Source organism: Kocuria sp. KH4, from assembly GCF_053711175.1.
In genome coordinates, this window is sequence record NZ_JBSJYX010000002.1 from 1 (window position 1) to 21,969 (window position 21,969).

General features: G+C 74.7%; 22 protein-coding genes, 1 pseudogene and 2 riboswitches. Of the genes and pseudogenes, 12 read left to right on the forward strand and 11 right to left on the reverse strand.

Translation table 11 applies throughout. The features are described from left to right. Positions 1 to 52: 52 nt before the first annotated feature. On the forward strand, positions 53 to 376 hold the full coding sequence (locus ACWCOM_RS02110) for a recombinase family protein (RefSeq protein WP_454547312.1): 324 nt from the start codon (positions 53 to 55) through the stop codon (positions 374 to 376). Positions 377 to 380: 4 nt separating this feature from the next. On the opposite strand, the gene ACWCOM_RS02115 is transcribed toward ACWCOM_RS02110, so the two are convergent. Next, on the reverse strand, positions 381 to 974 hold the full coding sequence (locus ACWCOM_RS02115; protein ID WP_454547087.1) for a recombinase family protein: 594 nt from the start codon (positions 972 to 974) through the stop codon (positions 381 to 383). 664 nt (positions 975 to 1,638) lie between these two features. On the opposite strand from ACWCOM_RS02115, the gene ACWCOM_RS02120 reads away from it, so the two are divergent. The 3 genes from ACWCOM_RS02120 (at position 1,639) to ACWCOM_RS02130 (ending at position 3,698) form a co-directional block, all read left to right on the forward strand. After that, positions 1,639 to 2,502 carry a glycosyltransferase gene (locus ACWCOM_RS02120; protein WP_454547088.1) on the forward strand — a complete coding sequence of 288 codons (864 nt, stop codon included), beginning with the start codon at positions 1,639 to 1,641 and terminating at the stop codon, positions 2,500 to 2,502. A gap of 58 nt (positions 2,503 to 2,560) precedes the next feature. After that, positions 2,561 to 2,782, forward strand: a complete 222-nt coding sequence (locus ACWCOM_RS02125; protein WP_454547089.1) for a hypothetical protein — start codon at positions 2,561 to 2,563, stop codon at positions 2,780 to 2,782. Positions 2,783 to 3,275: 493 nt separating this feature from the next. Beyond that, positions 3,276 to 3,698: a hypothetical protein gene (locus tag ACWCOM_RS02130; RefSeq protein WP_454547090.1), complete on the forward strand. Its 423-nt coding sequence runs from the start codon at positions 3,276 to 3,278 to the stop codon at positions 3,696 to 3,698. Between the two features lie 50 nt (positions 3,699 to 3,748). Here the strand turns inward: ACWCOM_RS02130 and ACWCOM_RS02135 are convergent, their stop codons facing one another. The 7 genes and pseudogenes from ACWCOM_RS02135 to ACWCOM_RS02165 all read right to left on the reverse strand — a co-directional run bounded on the left by ACWCOM_RS02135 (position 3,749) and on the right by ACWCOM_RS02165 (position 11,840). Continuing rightward, on the reverse strand, positions 3,749 to 5,119 hold the full coding sequence (locus tag ACWCOM_RS02135) for an LLM class flavin-dependent oxidoreductase (RefSeq protein WP_454547091.1): 1,371 nt from the start codon (positions 5,117 to 5,119) through the stop codon (positions 3,749 to 3,751). Further along, positions 5,116 to 6,525: an MFS transporter gene (locus ACWCOM_RS02140; RefSeq protein ID WP_454547092.1), complete on the reverse strand. Its 1,410-nt coding sequence runs from the start codon at positions 6,523 to 6,525 to the stop codon at positions 5,116 to 5,118. The genes ACWCOM_RS02135 and ACWCOM_RS02140 overlap by 4 nt, the downstream gene beginning before the upstream one ends. A 3-nt stretch (positions 6,526 to 6,528) precedes the next feature. Further along, positions 6,529 to 7,841 (reverse strand): annotated as a pseudogene (locus ACWCOM_RS02145) (acyl-CoA dehydrogenase family protein). Between the two features lie 112 nt (positions 7,842 to 7,953). Continuing rightward, positions 7,954 to 8,048: riboswitch (SAM riboswitch) on the reverse strand. Positions 8,049 to 8,190: 142 nt separating this feature from the next. After that, positions 8,191 to 9,372: a molybdopterin-synthase adenylyltransferase MoeB gene (gene moeB, locus ACWCOM_RS02150; protein WP_454547093.1), complete on the reverse strand. Its 1,182-nt coding sequence runs from the start codon at positions 9,370 to 9,372 to the stop codon at positions 8,191 to 8,193. Continuing rightward, a complete protein-coding gene (locus ACWCOM_RS02155) occupies positions 9,369 to 10,259 on the reverse strand; it encodes a thiazole synthase (protein ID WP_454547094.1) in 891 nt (296 codons plus the stop codon). The genes moeB and ACWCOM_RS02155 overlap by 4 nt, the downstream gene beginning before the upstream one ends. Before the next feature lies 1 nt (position 10,260). Then, positions 10,261 to 10,500: a sulfur carrier protein ThiS gene (gene thiS / locus ACWCOM_RS02160; protein ID WP_454547095.1), complete on the reverse strand. Its 240-nt coding sequence runs from the start codon at positions 10,498 to 10,500 to the stop codon at positions 10,261 to 10,263. Continuing rightward, positions 10,497 to 11,840: an FAD-dependent oxidoreductase gene (locus ACWCOM_RS02165; RefSeq protein WP_454547096.1), complete on the reverse strand. Its 1,344-nt coding sequence runs from the start codon at positions 11,838 to 11,840 to the stop codon at positions 10,497 to 10,499. Before ACWCOM_RS02165 ends, thiS begins: the two co-directional genes overlap by 4 nt. Then, positions 11,830 to 11,933, reverse strand: a riboswitch (TPP riboswitch). Its footprint overlaps the gene before it by 11 nt. Before the next feature lie 15 nt (positions 11,934 to 11,948). Between ACWCOM_RS02165 and thiE the strand changes: the two genes are divergently transcribed. The 3 genes from thiE to ACWCOM_RS02180 all read left to right on the forward strand — a co-directional run bounded on the left by thiE (position 11,949) and on the right by ACWCOM_RS02180 (position 14,812). Beyond that, positions 11,949 to 12,668 carry a thiamine phosphate synthase gene (gene thiE, locus ACWCOM_RS02170; protein WP_454547097.1) on the forward strand — a complete coding sequence of 240 codons (720 nt, stop codon included), beginning with the start codon at positions 11,949 to 11,951 and terminating at the stop codon, positions 12,666 to 12,668. 148 nt (positions 12,669 to 12,816) lie between these two features. Further along, entirely contained in the window at positions 12,817 to 13,788 is a 972-nt protein-coding gene (locus ACWCOM_RS02175) for a hypothetical protein (protein ID WP_454547098.1), read from the forward strand. A 112-nt stretch (positions 13,789 to 13,900) separates the two neighbouring features. Continuing rightward, on the forward strand, positions 13,901 to 14,812 hold the full coding sequence (locus tag ACWCOM_RS02180) for a VOC family protein (protein ID WP_454547099.1): 912 nt from the start codon (positions 13,901 to 13,903) through the stop codon (positions 14,810 to 14,812). Positions 14,813 to 14,868: 56 nt separating this feature from the next. On the opposite strand, the gene ACWCOM_RS02185 is transcribed toward ACWCOM_RS02180, so the two are convergent. Then, positions 14,869 to 16,215: a carboxylesterase family protein gene (locus ACWCOM_RS02185; RefSeq protein WP_454547100.1), complete on the reverse strand. Its 1,347-nt coding sequence runs from the start codon at positions 16,213 to 16,215 to the stop codon at positions 14,869 to 14,871. Between the two features lie 64 nt (positions 16,216 to 16,279). After that, the gene (locus tag ACWCOM_RS02190) at positions 16,280 to 17,221 is read right to left on the reverse strand and encodes an aldo/keto reductase (protein WP_454547101.1); all 942 of its coding nucleotides are present in this window, start codon (positions 17,219 to 17,221) and stop codon (positions 16,280 to 16,282) included. A 176-nt stretch (positions 17,222 to 17,397) separates the two neighbouring features. Between ACWCOM_RS02190 and ACWCOM_RS02195 the strand changes: the two genes are divergently transcribed. The 4 genes from ACWCOM_RS02195 (at position 17,398) to ACWCOM_RS02210 (ending at position 20,364) form a co-directional block, all read left to right on the forward strand. After that, positions 17,398 to 18,024, forward strand: a complete 627-nt coding sequence (locus ACWCOM_RS02195; RefSeq protein WP_454547102.1) for a TetR/AcrR family transcriptional regulator — start codon at positions 17,398 to 17,400, stop codon at positions 18,022 to 18,024. After that, complete coding sequence (locus ACWCOM_RS02200) at positions 18,021 to 19,655, forward strand: MDR family MFS transporter (protein WP_454547103.1); 1,635 nt, start codon at positions 18,021 to 18,023, stop codon at positions 19,653 to 19,655. Before ACWCOM_RS02195 ends, ACWCOM_RS02200 begins: the two co-directional genes overlap by 4 nt. Before the next feature lie 132 nt (positions 19,656 to 19,787). Further along, complete coding sequence (locus tag ACWCOM_RS02205) at positions 19,788 to 20,117, forward strand: DUF3140 domain-containing protein (protein ID WP_454547104.1); 330 nt, start codon at positions 19,788 to 19,790, stop codon at positions 20,115 to 20,117. Between the two features lie 43 nt (positions 20,118 to 20,160). Next, positions 20,161 to 20,364 (forward strand): hypervirulence associated TUDOR domain-containing protein, encoded by a 204-nt coding sequence (locus tag ACWCOM_RS02210; protein WP_047804407.1) that lies wholly within the window; start codon positions 20,161 to 20,163, stop codon positions 20,362 to 20,364. Between the two features lie 34 nt (positions 20,365 to 20,398). Here ACWCOM_RS02210 and ACWCOM_RS02215 read toward each other — a convergent pair whose 3' ends face one another. Beyond that, positions 20,399 to 21,178: a hypothetical protein gene (locus ACWCOM_RS02215; RefSeq protein WP_454547105.1), complete on the reverse strand. Its 780-nt coding sequence runs from the start codon at positions 21,176 to 21,178 to the stop codon at positions 20,399 to 20,401. Between the two features lie 136 nt (positions 21,179 to 21,314). Here ACWCOM_RS02215 and ACWCOM_RS02220 point away from each other — a divergent pair, with 136 nt between their 5' ends. Then, entirely contained in the window at positions 21,315 to 21,887 is a 573-nt protein-coding gene (locus ACWCOM_RS02220) for a MarR family winged helix-turn-helix transcriptional regulator (RefSeq protein WP_454547106.1), read from the forward strand. The last annotated feature ends 82 nt before the right edge of the window (positions 21,888 to 21,969 follow it).

The following is a 21,969-nucleotide window of genomic DNA, read 5'->3' on the forward strand; positions in this document are numbered from 1 at the left end:
GCATCGCCCACCCCGTCCACCACCTGCCCGAGCACATCTGGCACTGGTCGTCCTGGCGACGAACATGCCAAGCCCGTACCCGCGCCAGCCACTACAAACGCAGAGGTCACGATCTGTCGTTGCAGTACTAAGCATGGTCGCCGAGTTTGAATCCGATCTGATTCGGATGCGCACCCGCGAGGGCATGGCCGTGGCCCGGGCCAAGGGCCGGCTGCGGGGCAAGCAGCCAAAACTCTCTGCCCTGCAGCGGCGCCATTTGATGGCGTTGCATGCCCGGGGCGAGCACAACCAGGCTGAGCTGGCGGAGCTGTTCGGGGTTTCGAGGGCGACGATCTACCGCACCATTCAACGAGAGAGTGCCCGGGCCACCCGCTGAGAGCTCAGATGGTCGTTGCCTGCGGCAGCTCCCGGATCCGCCGGTAGAGGGTGGCCCGCGACATTCCGAGGTCCCGGGCGACCTGGGTGGCTGGCTCCCCGGACTCGACCAGGCGCAGGGCGTTACGGATCTGCGAGTCGGTGAAGGTCTGGCGCCGTCCACCCAGGTCCTTGCCGGCCGCTCTGCGCTTGGCCACGGAGTCGGTGATCCGCTCCCGCTTGATCTCCAGTTCCATCTGCGCCAAAGCAGCCATGACCGTGAACACCATCGAGCCCATCGGGGTGGCGGTGTCCACGTCTCCCCCACCGAGGTTGAGCACCCGTAGACCGGCACCCCTGCCCCGCAGCGCCTCGGCGAAGGCCAGCATGTTCTGCGTCGAGCGTCCCAGACGGTCCAGCGTCGTGATCACCAGCGTGTCGCCCCTCTCGAGCGCTGCCACCGCTTTGTCGAACGCCGGACGGGACGCACGGCCTCCAGATACTCCACTGTCCACATAAATGTCATCGCGCCGCACGCCGGCGGCCAGTAGGTCAGACACTTGACGGTCTGCGTCCTGTTGCCGTGTCGACACGCGCGCATACCCGATCAGCTTTCCCATGTCCACCCCATCTGTCTCGCAACTAACGTTGAGTGTTCAATTCTAGGGGCGCGGATAAAGCACAAGGATGCGAGACACACCAATCCGCGGAATCATGCGGGCGCAAATTCCCCGGACGAGACGTCTCGCATCCCCTGCCTTATGACGCAGCTGCGACTGACGCCACCACAGCAATCACCATCCGATCCCCTGTACCTTGTGTATTCGATGCACAACGAGCACGGGGATTTCATGCAGGTACGACCGTCGCCCCGTCTCTGAACCTGTGCTCCTCAGGTGCACGCCAGTACTTCAGTTCCGTACTCGACACGGCATCACATACTTGGATGGTCACAGTGACCCGCGGCTTCGACTCCGAAGGCGCAACACTGGAGACGGCGATCACCGCTTTCACCGCATCTTTGCGCGAGCACGCCGAGGACCGGGCTGAGCGCCTCCGGCATGCCCCCAACCATGCTGTGTCTCGTCGACGAACTCTCCCGCCGTGGGGTTCCCATCCAGGGAACCAGCGCAATGACCGAGGACGACGCCGAGAAGCGAATCCACCGGCTCCGGAGCGAGCAGGATGACTCGACGCGGGCCCTGCCCACGGTCCGCTCGACAGCTCCGCCACCAGCACGAGCATCATTCGGAACCCGCGCCGGCCCATCCTTACCATGAGGGCATGTCCTCACCTCAGCACGTCGGCCGGCCGGGCGTCGGCGTGGTCATCCCGGCCTTCAACGAAGAAGCGGTCCTGCGCAGGTGCCTGCAGGCGGTGTTGGACCAGACGGTGGCCGCGCAGCAGATCATCGTCGTCGACAACGCTTCCACGGACGGCACCCGTGATGTGGTGAACCGGATGCAGGACGAGAACCCGCACGCTCCGCTGATCCTCGTCCAGCAGCATGCCGCACAGGGGTTGGTCCCCACCCGCAACGCCGGCCTCGACGCCGCCCGCGCAGAGGTACTGGGCCGCATCGATGCGGACTCCGTGCTCGCCCCGGACTGGGTGGCCCAGGTCCAGCAGGCCTTCACGGACCCGGACCTGGCCGCCGCGACCGGCCCGGTGTTCTACTACGACCTGCCGCTCCCCCGACTGGGATTGGCCATCGATGCTGCCGGACGGCACCTCATGATGAAATGGGTCGCCGATCAGCACCCGTTCCTGTACGGCTCCAACATGGCCATCCGCCGCACCGCCTGGGAACAGATCCGCACCACGACCTGCCGGGACGCCCACGACCAGATGCACGAGGACATCGACCTGTCGCTGCACCTGAGCGAACACGGACTGAAGGTCGCCTACCGCCCAGTCATGGTCGCCGGCGTCTCAGCCCGTCGCATGGACGACTCTCCTGCGCGCTTCCACCACTACGTGGGCCGCTACCACCGCACCTACCGTGCCCACCAGATCAGCAGCCCCATTCCCGCCGCGGCAGGCACCATCCTCCGCTGCCTGTACTGGCCACTGAAACTCGTGAGAGCCCTACGCCGGCCTCGGCCCTTCCCCAGCAGCCGCTCCACCGGGCCGGCTCCTGACCGCTGAACGACGACACCGGCACGGTCCCGGAGATGATCGCCAGGAAACACCCCGAGATCACGGCATGGCACCGTCTCACCGCCTGATCGCCTCATGTCCCTCGGGCCGCGTCTTCGTCCGCTGCGGGGCCCAGCCCCCGGCCGCCGTCGCGACGTGGTTCCGCACCGACGACCAGGACATCGGCATGGACATCCGCATCCCCGGGACTTCCGCCGTCGAGCTGCGCCCCCGCTCCCCCACCCACTGGGTGGCCACCTCCTCTCCCCCGGCGAGCACTCCCGGGTGACCAGGACCTCCCTCAGACCGCTGATCTGCTGGGCGTCGGCGAAGGCCTCCGCCGCTCCGGGGACCGGGTCCGGGGCGACATCCACCATCGTGGCCAAGGTGGCCTCGACGTCGTCCTCGTCCTGCAGGCATCGGGCCAGCTCGCCGAGCCGGGACGCCAGGTCCCCGTCCACGCCGGTGCGGGGCCGACCGCCGGAGGGATCCCGGTGCGGCTGCGTCGATGCGTGCATGCCCCCCGCTCTCCCGCGCCCTGCCCCGGCACGCACCGGCCGGACGGGCCCGCAACCGGTGCCCCCTTCGCGGAACGAGCACCGCGCGCTCGGCGGGACACCCCCCAGGCCTGCGCCCGAGGGGCGCCGTGGACACATTGCTCAGCGTGCTTTCATGGTCGACGGCTCAGCGTCTAGGCTGAAGCAGCACGACCGGGCTTCCTCCGGGCCCCGTGCGGTCCAGCCCCGGCCGCCCCGTGCTTCCCCTGCGATCCGAAGGACGGCATGAACGACTCCGCGTCCGGGGCTCTGGCTGTCGAGCTCCACCCGCACTCCCCCACGCAGTGGGTGGCCACCTACTACCCCATGGTCCACACCCCGTCGGGTCGCTGGGCGGACGTCACCTGGGCGCTGCACCAGCGCTGCATGCCCCCCGCCCCCGCACTCGTGGCACCGGCGCGGTGGATGGAGGCGCGCAGTCCCGACCCGGACCACGCCTGCTACGCCGGCCACCGCGCCTGGAGCGAGGCACTGGCCGCCGGGTACGCCGCGGCCCTGACCGTGCTCGAGGCCGAGGCCACCGAGGAGGGCTCCTCCCTGGAGGACCCGGACCGGCTGCGACAGGCGTCGGTCGTCGTCCCCGCCGGACAGCTGGCGGAGTGGGTGCTCGACGACCTCGAGGACGAGACCGCGCAGATGGGCCGCTGAGCCTCCGCCGGTCGGACCGCTCGCCCCCGGTCCCGCGGACGTCCCGGGGATCACCGGCGGAAGGAGGCCCCGCGGTGGTCGTCGGCCAGCCGCGGACCGGCCCCGGTCAGGACCTCGCGCAGCGTCCGACCGGCGGGGACGCTCCCGGGCTCCGGCAGCAGGCCGCGGCGCCGCAGCTCCGGCGAGACCATCGTCGTGAACCGCTCCAGGTCCGCCGGCCGCACGGCCGCCGAGATGTTGAAGCCGTCCACGCCGGCCTCCTCGCGCCAGCGCTCGAGCTCGTCCGCCACGGTGGCGGGCGCCCCGGCGATGACGGGCCCCCGGCCGCCGATGGCCACGAACTCGGCCAGGTCCCGCACCGTCCAGGTCCGGTCCGGGGACAGCGAGGTGAACGCCGCGAGCGCGGACTGGTTGGCGTCGGTGGCCACGTACTCGAGCGGTGCGTCGGGGTCCGCGCCGGCGAGGTCGACCCCGGTCCAGCCGCCGAACAGGGACAGTGCGCCCGGGATGTCCACGTGCCGGCGGTACCCCTCCAGGCGGGCGCGGGCCTCGTCGTCGGTCTCGGCGACCACCACGGTGGCCATGGTGAAGGTCTTGACCGCGTCCTCGGCCCGGCCGCGCTCGACCAGCCCGGCGCGGACACCGTCGGTCCACCGGCGCACGAGCCGCGGGGTGTTCCCGATGAAGAAGATGGCCTCGGCGTGGTCCACGGCGAACTGCTGTCCGCGCTTGGAGGCGCCCGCCTGGAACAGCAGGGGGGTGCCCTGGGGGCCGGGGTGGGTCAGCGCGTGGCCGGGCACGGAGAAGTAGGTGCCCTCGTGGCCGACGGGGTGCGCGCGGTCCGGGTCCACGAAGACCCCGGCACCGGCGTCGGCCGGCACCGCCCCGGGCTCGAAGGAGCCCTCGAGCAGCTTGTACATGACCTCCATGTACTCGTCGGCGCGGTCGTAGCGCTCGTCGTGCGGGATCTGCCGGTCCATGCCCAGGTTCCGGGCGGCGGAGTCCTGGTAGGAGGTCACCACGTTCCACGCCACCCGGCCGCGGGTGAAGTGGTCCAGGGTCGCGAAGGTGCGGGCCAGCAGGTAGGGCGCCTCGTAGGTCACGGAGGCGGTCACGCCGAAGCCGAGCCGCTCGGTCACCGCGGCCATCGCCGGCACCGCGACGAGCGGGTCGAGCAGCGGGTACTGCACTCCCCCGCGGGCGGTGGCCTCGGTCCCGCCGCCGTAGACGTCGTAGACGCCCGGGATGTCGGCCAGGAACAGCGAGGCGAAGCCGCCCTCCTCGAGGGTGCGGGCCAGGGACGTCCAGTACTCCAGCGTGTCGAACCCTGCGACCCCGGCCTCGGGGTGGCGCCACAGACCCGGTGACTGGTGCACGGGCACCATCATGTCGAAGGCGTTCAGCAGCAGGGGGCGGCTCATGCGGTGGTCCTCTCGGTGGTGGTCCCGGCGGCGGCGCCGACCGGTGCGCGGTCGGCCCCGGCCGCGGTGGAACCGGCGTGCAGGTCGGTGAGCTCGGCGCCGCGCTGCTGGCGGGCGGGGTCCTTCGCGGCCAGGGCGGCGACGACGGAGAGCACGGACAGCCCGGAGAGGTATCCGGCGATCAGCCACGGGGTGTCCCCGCCGGCGGCGAACAGCAGGGCGGCGATCATCGGCATCAGCCCGCCGCCCAGGACGGTGCCGACCTGGTAGCCGAAGCTCACCCCCGAGTACCGCACGTGCACGGGGAACTGCTCGGCGAACCAGGCCGCCTGCGGTCCGTAGATGGCGTCGTGGACGAGGTTGATGCCGAGGACCACCACGAGCGGGAGCAGGGCGAGCGGGCCGGAGCCGAGGAAGGCGAACAGCACCCAGCCGAAGACGCCGATCGCCGCGTAGGCGCTCACCGAGACGACCCTGCGGCCCACCCGGTCCGACAGCCAGCCCCAGAAGGGGGTGGTGAACAGGCCGATGGCCGAGGCGATCATCACCGCGGTCACGCCGGAGGAGCTGTCCCCGCGCACGTCCCGCAGGTAGGTGAGCATGTAGACCGTCACCAGGTAGTAGACGGCGTTCTGGGCCAGGCGCAGGCCGACCGTGACCAGCAGCGGGCGGCGGTGGTGGAGCAGCAGCTCCCGCAGGGGTGCTGCGGCCACGTTGCCCGAGGCCCGGTGCTCCAGGAACTCGGGGGCGTCGGCCACGCCGAGGCGGATCCACAGGCCGACCGCCACCAGCAGCGCCGAGAGCAGGAAGGGGATGCGCCAGCCGTAGGCGGCGAACTGCTCCGCGCTCATGACGTGCTGCACGACGAAGAACGCGCCGGTGGCCAGCAGCATGCCGGCCGAGGAGCCGATCTGGGTGAAGGACCCGAAGAACCCGCGGTGCCGGGCCGGGGAGTGCTCCACGCTCAGCAGCGCGGAGCCGCCCCATTCGGCGCCGGCGGACAGGCCCTGCAGGATCCGCAGGGCGACGAGCCCGACGACGGCCCACCAGCCGATCACCTCGTAGGTCGGCAGCAGGCCGATCAGGGTGGAGGCCACGCCCATGAGCAGCAGGGAGGCCACGAGCAGGGCCTTGCGGCCGATCCGGTCGCCCAGGTGGCCGGCGACGATCCCGCCCAGGGGCCGGGCGATCACCCCGACCGCGAGGGTGGCGAAGGAGGCGACGATGCCGCCGAGCTCGGTGGCCATGGGGAAGAACTGGACGTTGAAGACCAGTGCGGCGGCGGTGCCGTAGAGGTAGAAGTCGTACCACTCGATGGTGGTGCCGGCGAAGGCCGAGGCCAGGACGCGCTTCTTGCCGTGGACGACGCTGGTGCGTCCCGCGGCGGCCGTGGTCGGGGTGGTCATGCGTCAGACTCCTGGGGTTCGGTCGGCGGCGGTCCTGGCGTCGCCGATGGCGTTCAGGCCCTCCGGCAGGGTGCCGTTGATGAGGTAGTCGCCGAGGGCGCGGGCCCGGAAGGCGATCGGGTTGTGGGTGGCCACGGTCTGGGCGTTGCGCCAGTGCCGGTCCAGGCCCTTGGCCGTAGACGTGGCGGACGCGCCCACCGTGAGGAACAAGTCCTGGGCGGCGCCGAGCGCCAGCTCCGGCACGGTGACCTGGGCGTGCTCCACGGCGATCTCGGACTCGTGCAGCGCCGCCGGGAGGGTCCCGGTGAACTCCGGGCGGTCGGCGCCGGACGCCGCGGCGGCGGCGATCCCGGCGTCCAGGGCGCGGGCGGCGTGCAGCACGGTGGCCTCCGCGGCGAAGGCCTTGGCGGAGATCCGGCCGGTCGCCTCCTGGATCAGCGGGTCCTCGCGGAACGGCAGGCCGAGGCCGGTGTTGAAGGTCCGCCGGCGGGTGGCGATGGTCCCCACGGCGTCCCGCCGGGCGGCGCGGGCGATGCCGGCCAGCACGGCCAGCAGCACGAGCTGGAAGAAGGCGGCCTCGTGGACGGCCTCCGCGCTGCCGGCGGTGCGGTCCAGCACGGCGTCGTCCGGGACGCGCACGCGGTCGAAGTGGCGGTGCCGGTGCCGGTGAGCTTCTGCCCGAAGCCGTCCCAGTCGTCCTCGAGCGTGACCCCCGGGGCGTCCGTGGCGACCACGGCGAAGCGGCGCCCGTCCCGGCCGTCGAGGGCGGCCGAGACGCGGGTGTAGTCGCAGAAGATGGAGCCGGTGGCGTAGAACTTCCGGCCGGTGATCTCCCATCCCTCGGCGGTGCGGCGCAGCACGGTGTTCAGCGTGCCCAGCGCGTTGCCGCCCTTCTCCGTGGAGGCGTTGCCGACGGTGGCCCCGGCCAGCACCCGCGGGTACCAGACGTCCTGGAGCTCCCGGGGCAGGAAGCGCAGGGACTCCACGAAGCCGGCGTGGGAGCGGTAGAGGTGGGCGATGTTGGAGTCCGCCTCGGCCAGGTCGACCAGCAGCCGGGTGAAGTCCTCGATGCCGACGCCGGGACCGCCGTGGGCCGCCGGGACGCGCAGGGCGCCGAATCCGGCCCGGTCCAGCCGGCCGACCTCCTCGTGGGGCAGCGCGCGCCGGAGGTCCCGGGTCAGGGAGCCGGCGGCGATCTCCGCGAACAGCGGCCCGAAGTGCTCGCTCAGCCCGGCGTAGTCGCCCGGCAGACCGGCGGCGAGGTTCGTGCCGGCGCGGGGACGGGTGGGAGTCCCCTCGTCCGTGGTGCGGGTCATGCGGTGGTCCTTCCGGTCGCACCGAGGAGTGCCGGCCGTCCGGTCGCGCCGGGGCGGGCCCGGCGACGACGGCGCCGGGGGCCGGCGTCACGGGGCGACTGCAGATCCGGGATCTCCATCGGTTCTGGCCTTAGCACCCTGACCCCTGCGAAGGACGGGTTGCTGCGGCGTCGTCGAGCCAGATCTCTCGGCCGCTCTGAATGGGACGGATGACATCGCACCAGACCGCGGGGGTGCGGAGCCACCCGGTGACCGTCACATGTCATCGGGTGTCACGGGCACGTCACAGACGGTCATGTCCTCCCGGATGGTGTACGCATCCGCCGCGGCCGCACCGGCGGGGGACGGATCAGTAGCGCGGCCGCTCCGGCTCCACCAGCTCCGCCCAGGCCAGCACCCCGCCCTCGAGGTGGCGGAGCCGCTCCTCCCGGCCGGCGTAGAACGGGCGCAGCGCGGCGAGGGCGCTCGCCGAGCGGGCGCCGGCCTTGCAGTGCAGCACGAGGTCCGCGCCCCGGGCCTCCGGCGGCAGGGCGGCCGGCCCCCGATCCAGCAGCTCCGGGAGCGGCACCGGCACGGCGCCGGGGATGGCCAGGAGCTGCCGCTCCCAGTCCTCCCGCACGTCGACCAGCACGAAGTCCGCCTCGCCGCGCGCCCGCCGTGCCAGCAGCCGGGCCAGCTCGGCTGCCCCGACGGTCTCGGCGGGCTCCGCCCCGCCGCCGGGCGGCGGGGCGACGGCCTCGGGCCGGGCGACGGCGGTGACCGGGGCGGCGTCGGGGTCCGGGCTCAGGCGCATCTCGCGCCAGGTCATGGCCAGGGCGTCGTGCAGCAGCACCCGCCCGAGCAGGGGCTCGCCGGTGCCGGTGATCAGCTTGACGGCCTCGGTGACCATCACCGCGCCCACGGTGGCGGGGAGCATGCCGAAGACCCCGCCCTCGGCGCAGCTGGGGACCTCCCCGTCCGGCGGCGCCTCGGGGTAGAGGTCCCGGTAGGTGGGCCCGTGGCCGGCCCAGAAGACGCTGACCTGCCCCTCGAAGCGCAGGATGGAGCCCCACACGCAGGGGATCCCGGTCAGGGCGGCGGCGTCGCCGACCACGTAGCGGGTCGCGAAGTTGTCCGCGCCGTCGAGGACGAGGTCGTACTCTCCGAGGATCCGCAGGGCGTTGTCCGCCGTGAGCCGGCAGGGGTGGGTGCGCACCCGCACGAGCGGGTTGAGCGCGGCCACGGCCTCCGCGGCGGAGTCCGCCTTGGGCCGGCCGACGTCGGCGGTTCGGTGCACCACCTGGCGCTGCAGGTTGGAGACCGCCACGACGTCGTCGTCGACGATCCCCAGCGTGCCCACGCCGGCCGCGGCGAGGTACTGCAGGGCCGGGGCGCCCAGCCCGCCGGCGCCGACCACGAGCACCCGGGCGTTGCCGAGCCGGCGCTGGCCGAGCGGACCGATGCCGGGCAGGCTCAGGTGCCGGGCGTAGCGCTCGAGCTCCGCCCGGGTCAGGTCGGGGCCCGGCTCCACCAGGGGGGGCAGCGGGCTCACGGCCGCTCCCCCACGGGCGCCCAGTCCCCGCGCGGGACGTCCGCCGGGTCGGCGGCCGGCCCGCCGTCGGACATGCCGTCGGGGGTGCCGTCGGGCGCGCCGGCGCCGATCCGCCCGGCCATCGGCGAAGACGCCCGGGCGTGGCGGCGGGCCGGGATCCGCCCGGCGCCGGCGGCGAGCCGCCCGGCGGCCACGGCGTGGCGCATCGCGGTGGCCATGGCCACCGGGTCCTGGGCTCGGGTCACGGCGCTGGCCAGCAGCACGGCGTCGCAGCCCAGCTCCATGGCCAGGGCGGCCTCGGAGGCGGTGCCGATCCCGGCGTCGAGCACCACGGGCACCGAGGCCCGGGAGGTGATGAGCTCGATGTTGTGCGGGTTGAGGATCCCCAGCCCGGTGCCGATCGGCGCCCCCAGGGGCATCACGGCGGCCGCGCCGAGGTCCTCCAGCCGGCGGGCCACGGCCGGGTCGTCGGAGGTGTAGGCGAAGACCCGGAAGCCGCGGGCCACGAGCTGCTCGGTGGCGTCGAGCAGCTCCACCACGTCGGGCAGCAGGGTGTCCTCGTCGGCGATGACCTCGAGCTTGACCCAGTCGGTCTCCAGGGCCTCGCGGCCGAGCTCGGCGGTGAGCAGGGCGTCCCGGGCGGTGTAGCAGCCCGCGGTGTTGGGCAGGATCCGGATGCCGTTGCGCTCGAGCATCGCGAACAGCGAGTCGCCGTGGCCGGGGGCGTAGCGGCGCAGGGCCACGGTGGTCAGCTCGGTGCCGGAGGCGAGCAGGGCCTGTTCCAGGGTGTGCAGCGAGCTGAGCCCGCCGGTGCCCATGATCAGCCGGGAGGACAGCGCGGCGCCGTCGAGCACGAGCGGGTCCGCGAGGGGTGCGGGGTGGGTCATGTCAGCCTCCCTGGACGGCGGTGATGATCTCGACGGCCTGGCCCTCGGCCACGGGGGTCCGACCCCAGCGGCTGCGCGGGACCACGGCGGCGTCCACCGCCACGGCCACGCCCAGCCGGCGGCCGTCCAGCGGGGCGCCGTCGGGGCCCAGGGGCCGCCCGACGGTCTCGGCCACGAGGTCTCCGACGGTGGTGTCCCCGGCCACGACGTGCGGGCGGCCGTTGAGGGTGATGGCGGTCATCGGGTGCTCCTGTGCGGGGTGCGGGACCCGGTCGCGGGGTCCGTGGTGGGCGCCTCGACGGGACGGTCGAAGCGGTGCGGGTCGGTGGTGGCCAGGTACTCGGCGTCGGGGCCCGGGTCCGCGCCGGAGCGGCCGAGCACCAGCTCCGCGGCGAGGCGGGCGGCCAGCGGGGCGAGCAGCACGCCGTGGCGGAAGTAGCCGGTGGAGACCACGAGACCGGGCACCGGGCCTGCCTCCGGTCCGCGGACGCGGCCCAGGTACGGGATGTCGTCCGGGGTCCCGGGCCGGGCGCGGGCCATGGCCTCGACCAGCTCGAGGTCGGCGACGCCGGGGACCACGGCCTGGGCGTCGCGCAGCAGCCGGAACACGCCCCCGGCGCTGGTCCCGTCGAGGCCGTCCTCGCGGGAGGTCGCCCCGATCACCACCGTCCCGTCGTCGCGGGGCACCAGGTAGACGGGCACCCCGTGGACCAGGCCCCGGACGGTGCGCTCGAGCAGGGGCGGCGCCCCGCGGGGCGGGCGGGCGCGGAGGATGTCCCCGTGCACCGGGCGCAGCGGCGGCCGCCAGGACCCGGGCAGGCCTGCCAGGCCGGTGAGACCGGTGCCGGGGGCGAGGACCGTCTCCGCCGCCGAGACCATCCCGCCGCAGGCCAGGTGCAGGCCCGTCACCGCGCCGTCGGGGCCGTGGCGCAGGCCCGTGGCGCGGTCGTGCACCAGGCGGGCGGGCCCGCCGTCGGCGCCGTCCGTCCCGCAGGCCCCGGACGGGCCGGGGAGCGCGGGGACGGGGAGCGCGGGGGCGACGAGGGCGGCGAGCAGCCCGGCCACGAGCCGGCGCGGGTCCACCTGGTGGTCGTCGGGCACGCGGTGCACGGCGGACAGCCGCGGGCTCAGGGCCGGCTCCAGGGCCCGGGCGGCGCGCAGCGGGAGCGGCTCCACGGCCATGCCGTGGCGCCGCTGGAGCTCCCGCAGGTCCGCCAGGGCCTGCCGGTCGGCGGCGTCGACGCCGCACACGAGCGTCTCGGTGGCGCGGTGGCCCACCGAGCCGCCGGCCGCCTCCTGCACGGCGGCCACGAACGCCGGGTAGGCGGCGGCCGAGGCGAGCATGAGGGGGTAGAGCGGCTCCTGCTGGTACTGGACCTCGCTCACCGGGGCGAGCATCCCGGCCGCGGCCCGGCTGGCCCCGGCACCGGGCTCGGGGTCCACCACGGCCACCGAGCGGCCGCGGCGGCGCAGCTCCCACGCTGTGGCCAGGCCGACCACCCCGGCTCCGACCACGGCGACGTCGGCCCGCACGTGCTGGGCGGCGGAGCTCGGAACGGGGGGCACGGACGTCACCGGCATCGTCCTTTCCTACGGCGGCATGACCCGCATCAGGTGTGGCGGTCGGCGCCGGACGCCCTCTCAGCCCCTCGTGGGGCTCCCGCAGAACCGCTGACCTATCATCAGCGTGTGACCCAGCATACCCAGGACGTCCCCGCCCCCGCCGCTTCGCCGCTGCGCACCACGCGCACGGACCGGCTCCTCGCCGCCCGGCTGTACGTGTGCACCGACGCGCGCCGCATCCAGGGGGACCTCGAGGAGTTCCTGCACGCCGTCTGCGCCGGCGGGACGGACGTCGTCCAGCTGCGGGACCGGAGCATCGACACCGACGAGGAGATCGCCGCCCTGCGGCTGCTGGGCCGGGTCGCCGCCGAGTACGGCACGCTGGTCGCCGTCAACGACCGCGCCGACCTCGCCGCGCTCGTGGGCGCGGACGTCTTCCACGCCGGCCAGCGCGACCTCACCCCCGCCCAGGCCCGGGGGCTGCTCGGCCCCGACGTGCTGATCGGCCGCTCCACCCACGACCTCGACCAGGCTCGGGCCGCGCTGGCCGACCCGGACGTGGACTACTTCTGCACCGGGCCCGTGTGGGAGACCCCCACCAAGCCGGGCCGGCCCGCCACCGGCCTGGGCCTCGTGCGGGAGGTCGCCGCGCTGACCGAGGCCCGGCTGGACGCCGACCCGGCGGCCGCGCCCGTGCCGTGGTTCGCCATCGGCGGCATCGACGAGCAGCGCCTCCCCGAGGTGCTGGCCGCCGGGGCGCGCGGCGCCGTGGTGGTGCGGGCGGTCACCGAGGCCCCGGACCCGCGCCTGGCCGCCGGGCAGCTGCGCAGCCTGCTCCCCGCCTGACGCACTCCCCGCCCGGCACGCTTCCCGCCGGACACGCCGGGCGGGGCCTGCGCCGGACGCGCCCGGCGCAACTCCCCACCGGCTCCCCGCCGCCGCACAGCCCGATCTGGGAGCATGGACCTCACGGACGACGACGGAGGAGTGGCCCATGGACCCCGAGCTCGACCCGCAGGTGCGGCACGCGGTGGAGCATCCCGCGCAGACCGCCCGCGGCCCGGAGGACGTGCAGCTGCGCGTCCGGCTGGCCGGCGAGCCCGCCCGGCGGGCGCTGGGCACCCACTGGGAGGAGGGCGCCCCGGAGGACGCCGCCCCCGGCGAGGACCGGCTCGCGGCGGCCGTGCTGCTGGCCACCCTCTTCGGCGACACGTTCTGGCTCGAGCGGGCGGCCCGGCTGCCCGGCGACGTCCCGGGCTGCCCCTCGGCCCCGCCGAGCGGGCTGCTGGAGCTCACCCGCGTGCCCGGCGCCCGCGCGGCGATGGCCTCGGTGCTGGAACGGCCGCTGCTGACCGGGCTGCTGGAGTGGGGCACGAACCCGCTGCCCGAGCAGCCGCCGCTGGCCGTGGCCCGGGCCGCCCGGGACCTCTCGATCCCCGACGACGGGCGCGTCTACCGGGTGGTGCGCCGCCGCGCCGAGCGCTTCCTGGCCCGCGAGTACGACGGCTCGGAGTCCCTGGAGCGCTTCGTGGCCCTGCTGACGGAGGCCGAGCGGGGCCACCGCGAGGACGGGCCCGTGCTCTCCGGCGGGACGCCGCCGCCCGCAGCGCCCCCGGTCGCTCCTCCGACACCGACGGCACCGGCGAGCGGCCCGGCCGGGCCGCCGTCGTCGCCGCCCTCGATCGCGGACGCCCCGCAGGCCCCGCAGTGGGGCGTGAGCCCCGCCACGCCCGCCCCGCCGCCGCCCGGGCAGGTCGGCCGGCCCGGCGCGCCCGGGGAGCCGTTCCCGGGCCAGGCCCAGGGCGGGCCGCTCCCCGGTCCGGGCGGGCGCGGCCCGGCGACCGGCGGCTGGCCGCCGCCCGCCGCCCACGACCCCGCGGAGGACGACTCCGACAACCTCAAGGCCTGGGGCCTGGTCCTCCTGGCGATCGTGGCGGTGATCGTGGCGCTGATCTTCGTCCTCTAAGCGGCTGCGGGACGGCGGGGGCCTCCCAGATGCTTGCACCGGAAATAGTTTCCCCGGTATTCTTGGGGGCACATCACCCTGAGTTGCGCCGACGCCGACGGAGAAGCCCGAGATGCCGATCTTTCCCCAGAACCCCGATCCCCGGAGCCTGACACCGCGCCCGGCGGACGACCTGCTGTCCGCCGGGACCCGGATGGGCGCCGTGGAGCTGCTCGTGGCCGATCTGGACACGATGCTCGCCTACTACACGGACGCCGTGACCCTCGAGGTCCTCGCCCACGCCGGGGACACCGCCGTGCTGGGCCGTGCCGGCCGGACCGTGCTGCGCCTGCGGCAGGTCCCGGAGCTGCCGCCGGCCCGCCGCGGCCAGGCGGGGCTGTTCCACACCGCGGTGCTCTTCGAGGACGAGCCGGCCCTGGCGGCCGCCCTGGCCTCGGTCGCCGCCGTGGCGCCGCGCTCGTTCACCGGCAGCGCCGACCACCTCTACAGCCAGGCCTTCTACTTCGACGACCCCGAGGGCAACGGCGTGGAGCTGTACACCGACCGCCCCCGGGACACCTGGCGGCGGGAGGCCAACGGGCTGCTGACGCTGGCGTCCAACCCGCTGGACCCCACCGCGTTCCTCGGCGAGCACCTGCCCGAGCCGGCCGGCGCCCGCCCGGCGGCGCCGCCGGCCACCCTCGGCCACGTCCACCTGCAGGTCGGCGACATCCCACAGGGCCGGCGGTTCTACGTGGACGTCCTGGGCTTCGAGGTGATGAGCGACATCGGCTCGGCCCTGTTCATCGCGGCCGGCGGCTACCACCACCACATCGCGCTCAACACCTGGCACAGCGCCGGGGCGGGCCCGCGGGCCGCATCCCTGGGGCTGGGGCAGGTCAACATCGACCTCCCCGCGGCCGAGGACGTCGCCGCCCTGCAGGCCCGGCTGGCGGACCACCGGGTCCCCACCCGGCACGACGGCGCCGTGCTGCGCTTCGAGGACCCCTGGAGCACGCTGATCCAGGTGGGCGTCGCCGCCTAGGCCCCGCCCGCCGCGGCTCCGCCCGGCGGCTCGGCGTCGGGGACGACGGGCCGGGGTCAGCGCCGGAGCGGGCGGCGGACACGCCGGTGGCGCAGGACGCCGGGGATGCGGCCGGCGTCGCCGAGGGGCTCCCCGCGGGCGAAGTCGGCCCACAGCTGCCGCACCGGCCGGCCGGCGGCGTCGATGTCCTCCCACGCCGCACCGGCGACCAGCCCGGTGCCCGCCCAGGTCGGCTCGTCGCCGAAGAGCAGGGGCAGGTCGACCGTGTGGGCCGCGCCGTACGGGTTGCCCGGGGCGGCCCAGGAGATCACGTAGTGGCGGGCCGTCCCGCCGGCGCGCACGTGCCGGCGGGCGAACCGGCGGACCGCCCGGGTGTACACGGCCCGGGTCGCCCATCCGACCACGGCGCGGCGGACCACCGGCCCCAGCAGCGGCACACGGGTCCAGCGCTGCAGGGCCGGCACCGTGGGCAGGTACAGCCGCGCCTCCTCGGTGGTGCGGCCGATGAGGACGTCGACGTGCGGGGCCACCCGGTCCCAGGCCGCGTCGACGTCCTCCTCGGCGGGCAGCGGGTGGTGGCCGTACTGGGTGCCGAAGGGCATCGCCCCCAGGAGCCCGAAGGGTGCCGCGTGCCGCTCCACGTCCGCCTGGGCGGCTACCACGTCGGCGGCGGGCATCGCGGCCGTCACGGACTCCGCCGCGGCGGCCATGGCGGCGTTCATCCGCTCCCGGCCACGGGCGATGCCCAGCGGCGGGCTCTGGATGATGGCGCGCCGGAACAGCGACTCCGCGCCGGGGACGGCCATCAGGTGGGCCACGGCGTCACCCCCGGCGGACTGGCCGAAGGCGGTCACGCCGTCCGGGTCGCCGCCGAAGGCGGCGATGTTGCGCCGCACCCAGCGCAGCGCCTCGAGCTGGTCGAGCAGCCCGAGGTTGGCCGGGCGCCCGTGCCCGGAGCCCAGGTAGCCGAAGAGCCCGAGCCGGTAGGTGACGCCGACCACGACGACGCGCTGCTCGGCCACCAGCCGCGCCGGGTCCATGATCGGGGCGTCCCCGGCGCCGGTGGTGTAGGAGCCGCCGTGGATCCACACCATCACCGGCAGCCCCTCGCCGGCGCGCACGTCGCGGGGCGCCGTGACCGACAGGCGCTGGCAGGCCTCGTCCTGCGGCAGGCCGCCGAGCGCGTCCCCCAGCACCGAGGCGAGGAACGGCGAGCGGACCTGGGGGCAGGCCGGGGCCGGGCCCGTGGCCGGGAACGGCTCGTCCCGGTCCGGGGCGGGCACGGGAGCGGCGAAGCGGTCGGCGGTGGCGTAGGGGATGCCGCCGGCTCGGACCACGGCGCCGTCCACCCGAGCGCGGACGGGCCCGCAGGGCGGGGTGAAGACGAGCGTGGTGGTGGTCATGCGGTCCTTCCTCTGCGGTCGCTGCTCTCCGGTCTTCCCGGGGTGCCTCCCCCGGGCCCGGGGGTCAGGCGAACGGCTGCGAGGCCCGGTCGAGGACCCCGACCTCCTCGGCGGTGAGCGCCAGGCCGGGGGCGGCCATGAGCGCCGGCACCTGCTCGGGCCGGGAGGCCGAGGCGATGGGGGCGGTCACGCCCTTGGCCAGCAGCCAGGCGAGCGCCACCGTCGTCGGCTCGGCCCCGCGAGCCTCGGCCACGCCCACCAGCGCGTCGACGACGGCGAGGCCCTGCGCGTTCAGGTAGGCCCCCGTGGCGCCGCCGCGGGCCCGGCCCTTGAGGTCGGCGGCCGTGCGGTACTTGCCGGTGAGGAATCCCGAGGCGAGACCGAAGTACGGGAGGACCGCCACCCCGAACTGCCGAGCCAGCGGGGCGAGGTCCTGTTCGTAGGACCGCCGGCCCACCAGGTGGTACTCCGGCTGGATCGCGACCGGCACGGTGAGGTGCTCGCGCTCGGCGGTCTCGAACCACTCCCGCAGCCGCTGCGGACTGTAGTTGGACAGTCCCACCGCCCGGACCTTCCCGGAGCGGACCAGCTCGTCGAAGGTGGCCGCCTGCTCGGCGACGGGCACCGACTCGTCGTCGCGGTGGGCGTAGTAGAGGTCGACCCGGTCGGTGCCGAGCCGTCGCAGGGACTCCTCGAGGGCCTGCACCACGTTGTCCCGGCCCAGGCCGGGGCGCTGCGGCAGGGAGCCCACCTTGGTGGCCACCACGACGTCGTCGCGGACGCCGCGGGCGGCCAGCCACTCCCCCAGCACGGTCTCGGACTCCCCGCCGGTGTGCCCCTCGCCCCACACGGAGTACACGTCCGCCGTGTCGACGAAGTTGCCGCCGGCCTCCGTGAAGGCGTCGAGCACCGCGAAGGAGGTGCTCCGGTCGGAGGTCCAGCCGAAGGTGTTGCCGCCCAGGTTGAGCGGGAAGATGTCGAGGTCGGTGCGGGGGATGGTGGTCATGCGGGGCTCCGTTCCGTGGTCGGACCTGTCCTGCCGTGCGCCGGGGTCCGGTGCGGGCGCCGGCGCGGTGTGCTCCCGGTACAGGCCGGGAGCGCACCGCCCTATTCCCGGACCCGGGGGCGCCCCCGTATATTCTTGCAGTTGTGCAACACGTGCAGGAGTGCAAAAATATCAGGGTGAACGACATCGACTCCTCCTCCCTGCGCGCCCGCAAGAAGGCCGAGACCTGGTGCGCCATCCACGAGGCGGCCGCCGGCCTCGCCCTCGAGCACGGGGTGGAGGGCGCCACGGTCGAGGCCATCGCCTCCGCCGCCGGGGTTTCCCCGCGCACCTTCTTCAACTACTTCCCCGCCAAGGAGGACGCGGTGCTGGGCATGCGCGCCCCCGTCCTGGACCCGCGGCTGCTGGAGGACTTCTCCCTCGAGCACGACCTGCTGGGCCAGGTCTCGCGCCTGCTGCTGGCCGTGACCCGCAGCGCCTACGCCGGCCCGGACGCGGAACGACGCCGGAGGCTGCTGCAGGACCACCCGGGCCTGGGCCGCCGCCGCCACGAGCTCACCCTCGAGGCCGAGGACCTGGTGCGCCGCACCCTCGCGGAGCTGCTGGCCCGGGACCCGCAGTGGTCGGCCGGGATCGGGGAGCACCCCGTGGACGACGTCGCCCGGATGCTCGTCATCCTCGGCGGCGTCCCGCTGCGCTTCGCCATCACCGCCGAGGACTACTCCCCCGCACAGGGCCTGCCGGCCGCGGACCACGACTCGGCCCTCACCCTCTTCCACCGTCTCCAGGAGAAGCTCTCATGACCCGCACTCCCGCCCACCGGGCCGAACCGGCCCGCGGCCCCCAGCACCTCGGGCTCCTCTTCGTGGGCCTGATGCTCTCGATGCTGCTGGCCGCCCTGAACCAGACCGTGCTCAGCACGGCGCTGCCCACGATCGTGGGCGAGCTCAACGGGGTCGACGAGATGCTGTGGGTGATCACCGCCTACATCCTGGCCTCGACGATCATGATGCCGGTCTACGGCAAGCTCGGGGACCTGATGGGCCGCAAGCCGCTGCTGCTCGGCGCGATCCTGGTCTTCATGGCCGGGTCCGTGGTCGGCGCGCTCGCCGGGACCATCGAGGTCCTCATCGCGGCCCGCGCGATCCAGGGCCTGGGCGGCGGCGGGCTGATCATCCTCTCCCAGGCCGCCATCGCCGACGTGGTCCCCGCCCGGGAGCGCGGGAAGTACATGGGCGTCATGGGCGGGGTGTTCGCCGTCTCCTCGGTGGCCGGTCCGCTGCTCGGCGGCTGGTTCACCGAGGGCCCCGGCTGGCGCTGGGCCTTCTGGATCAACATCCCGCTCGGGCTGCTGGCCCTGGCCGGCGCCGTGCTGTTCCTCCGGCTGCCCCGGCACGCCGGGCGGCCGCGCCTGGACATCGGCGGCATGGTGCTGCTGGCCGTGGCCACGACCTGCCTGGTCCTGTTCGCCACCTGGGGCGGCGGCAAGTACGCCTGGACCGACCCCGTGATCCTCGGGCTGATCGCCGGCACGCTCGCGGCCGGGGCCGCGTTCGTGGCCGTGGAGCGGCGCACCGCCGAGCCGATCATCCCGATGCACCTGTTCGGCGAGCGCAACTTCGTGCTCACCACCGTCGCCGGGCTGCTCACCGGCGTGGGGATGTTCGGCGCCATCGGCTACCTGCCGACCTACCTGCAGATGGTCTTCGGCGTGGACGCCACCGCCTCCGGGCTGCTGATGGTCCCGATGATGGGCACCCTGCTCGTGACCTCGGTCCTCGCCGGGCGGGCGGTGAGCCGCACCGGGCGCTACAAGTGGCTGCCGGTGGCCGGCAGCGTGGTCGTGGCCGCGGCCATGGGCCTGCTCTCCACGCTGACCCCCGAGCAGGGGGTCTGGCACGTGTGCCTCTACATCGCGGTCCTGGGCCTGGGGCTGGGCCTGTCCATGCAGGTGCTGGTGCTGATCGTGCAGAACACCTTCCCGCTGCGGCAGGTCGGCACGGCCACCGCGGCGAACAACTTCTTCCGCCAGATCGGCGCGACCCTGGGCTCCGGCGTGGTCGGCAGCGTCTTCGCGGGCCGGCTGGCCGACCAGCTGGCCGAACGCCTCCCGGCCGCCGCGCTGGAGGGCGGCGCGGGCGGGGCCAACTCGCTGACCCCCGCCGTGGTCGCCTCCCTGCCGGAGGCGCTGCGGAACCCGATCGTGGCCTCCTACAACGACGCGCTGACGCCCATCTACCTGTGGATCGTGCCCCTGGGCCTGCTGGCGGCCGCCCTGCTGTGCTTCGTCGCCGAGAAGCCGCTGGCCACCTCGATCGAGCAGGACGCGGAGTCCGGGGCGCTCGCCGAGGGCAACCTCGTGGTCACCGCCGACCGGCCGGCCGACCGGCGCCCGGAGGCGGCCGTCCTGGAGACCACGGCCCCGGCACGCTGAACCCCGCGGCGGATTCGGCGCAGGGGGTCGTCGGGACGGCCGTCGCTCCGTAGGCTGAGGATCGCGCCCGGGCGTCCGGGCGCGGGACCGGCCCGGACGCGGCCGCCCGGAGACGAGGACGAGGAGCGCGGCATGAGCGACAGCGACGACACCGTCGGCCAGGACTTCGACGAGGCCGTCAACATGACGGCCAAGCAGCTCTCGGACTGGCTGGAGACCGACGAGTCGCAGTCGGTGGGCCAGGACGACGGCGGCGAGTCGGTGGGGCACCGCTCCGGACGGCGCATCGTGGAGATCCTGCAGAAGAAGAAGGGGGAGCGCACCGACTCCGACCAGGAGCACATGCGCAAGGTCGTCGGCTACGTCCACCGCCACCTGGCCCAGCGGCCCGACGGGGACGTCACCGAGACCCGGTGGCGCTACTCCCTGATGAACTGGGGCCACGACCCGCTGAAGAAGTGACCGGCGCCGGGTTCCCCGGCGCGGCACGAGGAGAGGAGCACGCATGAGCCTGACGAAGGGCACGAAGGTCACCTGGAACACCCCCCAGGGCACGACCGAGGGCACCGTGGTCGAGAAGAAGACGGAGGACTTCGAGCTGGACGGCCACACGTTCCGGGCGAGCTCGGACGACCCCCGCTACATCGTCGAGTCCGAGAGCTCGGGCGCCCGCGCGGCGCACAAGCCCGACGCCCTGACCGAGGCGTAGGACCGAGGCGCAGGACCGGGCCGCCGCGGCCGGCTCAGCCGGCCGCGGCGAGCACGCCGGCGGCCCGGCACCGACCGGCGGGCCGCACGGAGGCGGGAACGGGCGCCGGAGCGAATGGTGCGGATGCGCCGGCGGCCGCCGTCCGGGCGCCGGGGACCGCGACCGGCGGCGCAGCGGCGGAGGAGACCCCAGCGGTGCCCTCCGTCGTGCGGGCGGCACCCGCTCCCCGGGACGGGTCGAGCGCGAGCGCGGCCACCAGGTCCTGCTCCGGCAGGAACGTCTCCCGGGCCAGCACGGCCAGGGACACCCCGTGCCGGGTCGCCAGGCGCAGCTCGACGCGGAGGTCGCCGAGGGCCCGGTCGAGCCGCCGCCGGTCGGCCCGCACCGCCGCGCCGAAGGCCCGGAGCACGGCGGCGGGACCCTCCGCGGCGTCGAGGTCGAGACCGCGGAACCCCGCGAGCTGCTGGTCGAGGGACCGCTCGGCGGCCTCGACCCGCCCGGCCGCGGCGAGCACCCGCCGGGTGAAGAACGGCCGGAACAGCACGGCGGTGTCGTCGGGCACGATGCGCTCCTCGGCACCGGAGATCGCCGGCACCTCCTGCAGGGCTCCGCAGGCGCAGGCGTGCAGCCGGCGGCCGGCGAGGGCGGCCCGGGCCACCGCGGCGTTGAGCCGGTCGTCCACGTCCGCGAAGTCGAGCAGGCGCACCGGCATGGGGGCGCCGCAGTGGACGGGAGCCGCCGGCACGGCACGGTCGGGGCGCGGCGGGCGGTCGTGCGGCGCGGCCGCGGGGCGGTGCTGCGCGTACTGGTCCATCGCTCGCCCGTCCTCACGTCGGTTGCGGGGTGCTGCGCCCGATCCCGGCGGGAGAGGACGTTCCCATCTCACCCCACTGTCGTTAGATTGTCTAGTTACCAGTCGGGGTAACTGCATGGTGATCTAGACTGTGCGCATGCGTGCACACCGACCGACCTCTTCCGGCTACTGGTACGGCACCGACGACTCCGGCCCCGGACCGGTGCAGGTGCTCGAGGCCCTGCGCGCCTACCGCACCGCCGAGACCGCGATGCGCCGGCGCACCAAGGACTCCATGGGCATGGGCGAGAAGGACGTCCTGGCCCTGCGCTACCTCCTCGAGGCCGACCGCGCCGGCACCCCCATGAGCCCGCGCGACCTCGCCGCCCGCCTGGGCATCTCCTCGGCCTCCACCACCACCCTGCTGGACCGCCTCACCCGCACCGGCCACATCGCCCGCCGCCCGCACCCCACCGACCGGCGCGCCCTGGTGATCGTGGCCACCGCCGAGGCCGACTGCGAGGTGCGCACCACCCTGGGCCGGATGCACGAACGCATGCTCGCCGCCGCCCGCGCCCTGGACCCCGACCAGGCCGCCACCGTCACCGCCTTCCTGCACGCCATGGCCGACGCCGTCGACGCCGCCGAGGACGTGGGCGACGACTCCTGCCGGCCCGAGCCGCCGCAGCGCTCCACCGACCACGGCCGGAGTTCCCGGCGCCCCGCCTGACGCCGCCCGAGCCGGTCCGTCATCCCGGTGAAACACGGGCTTGGCACCATCGGGTCCGTGCCGGTCTCGCCCGAGCCCGGCC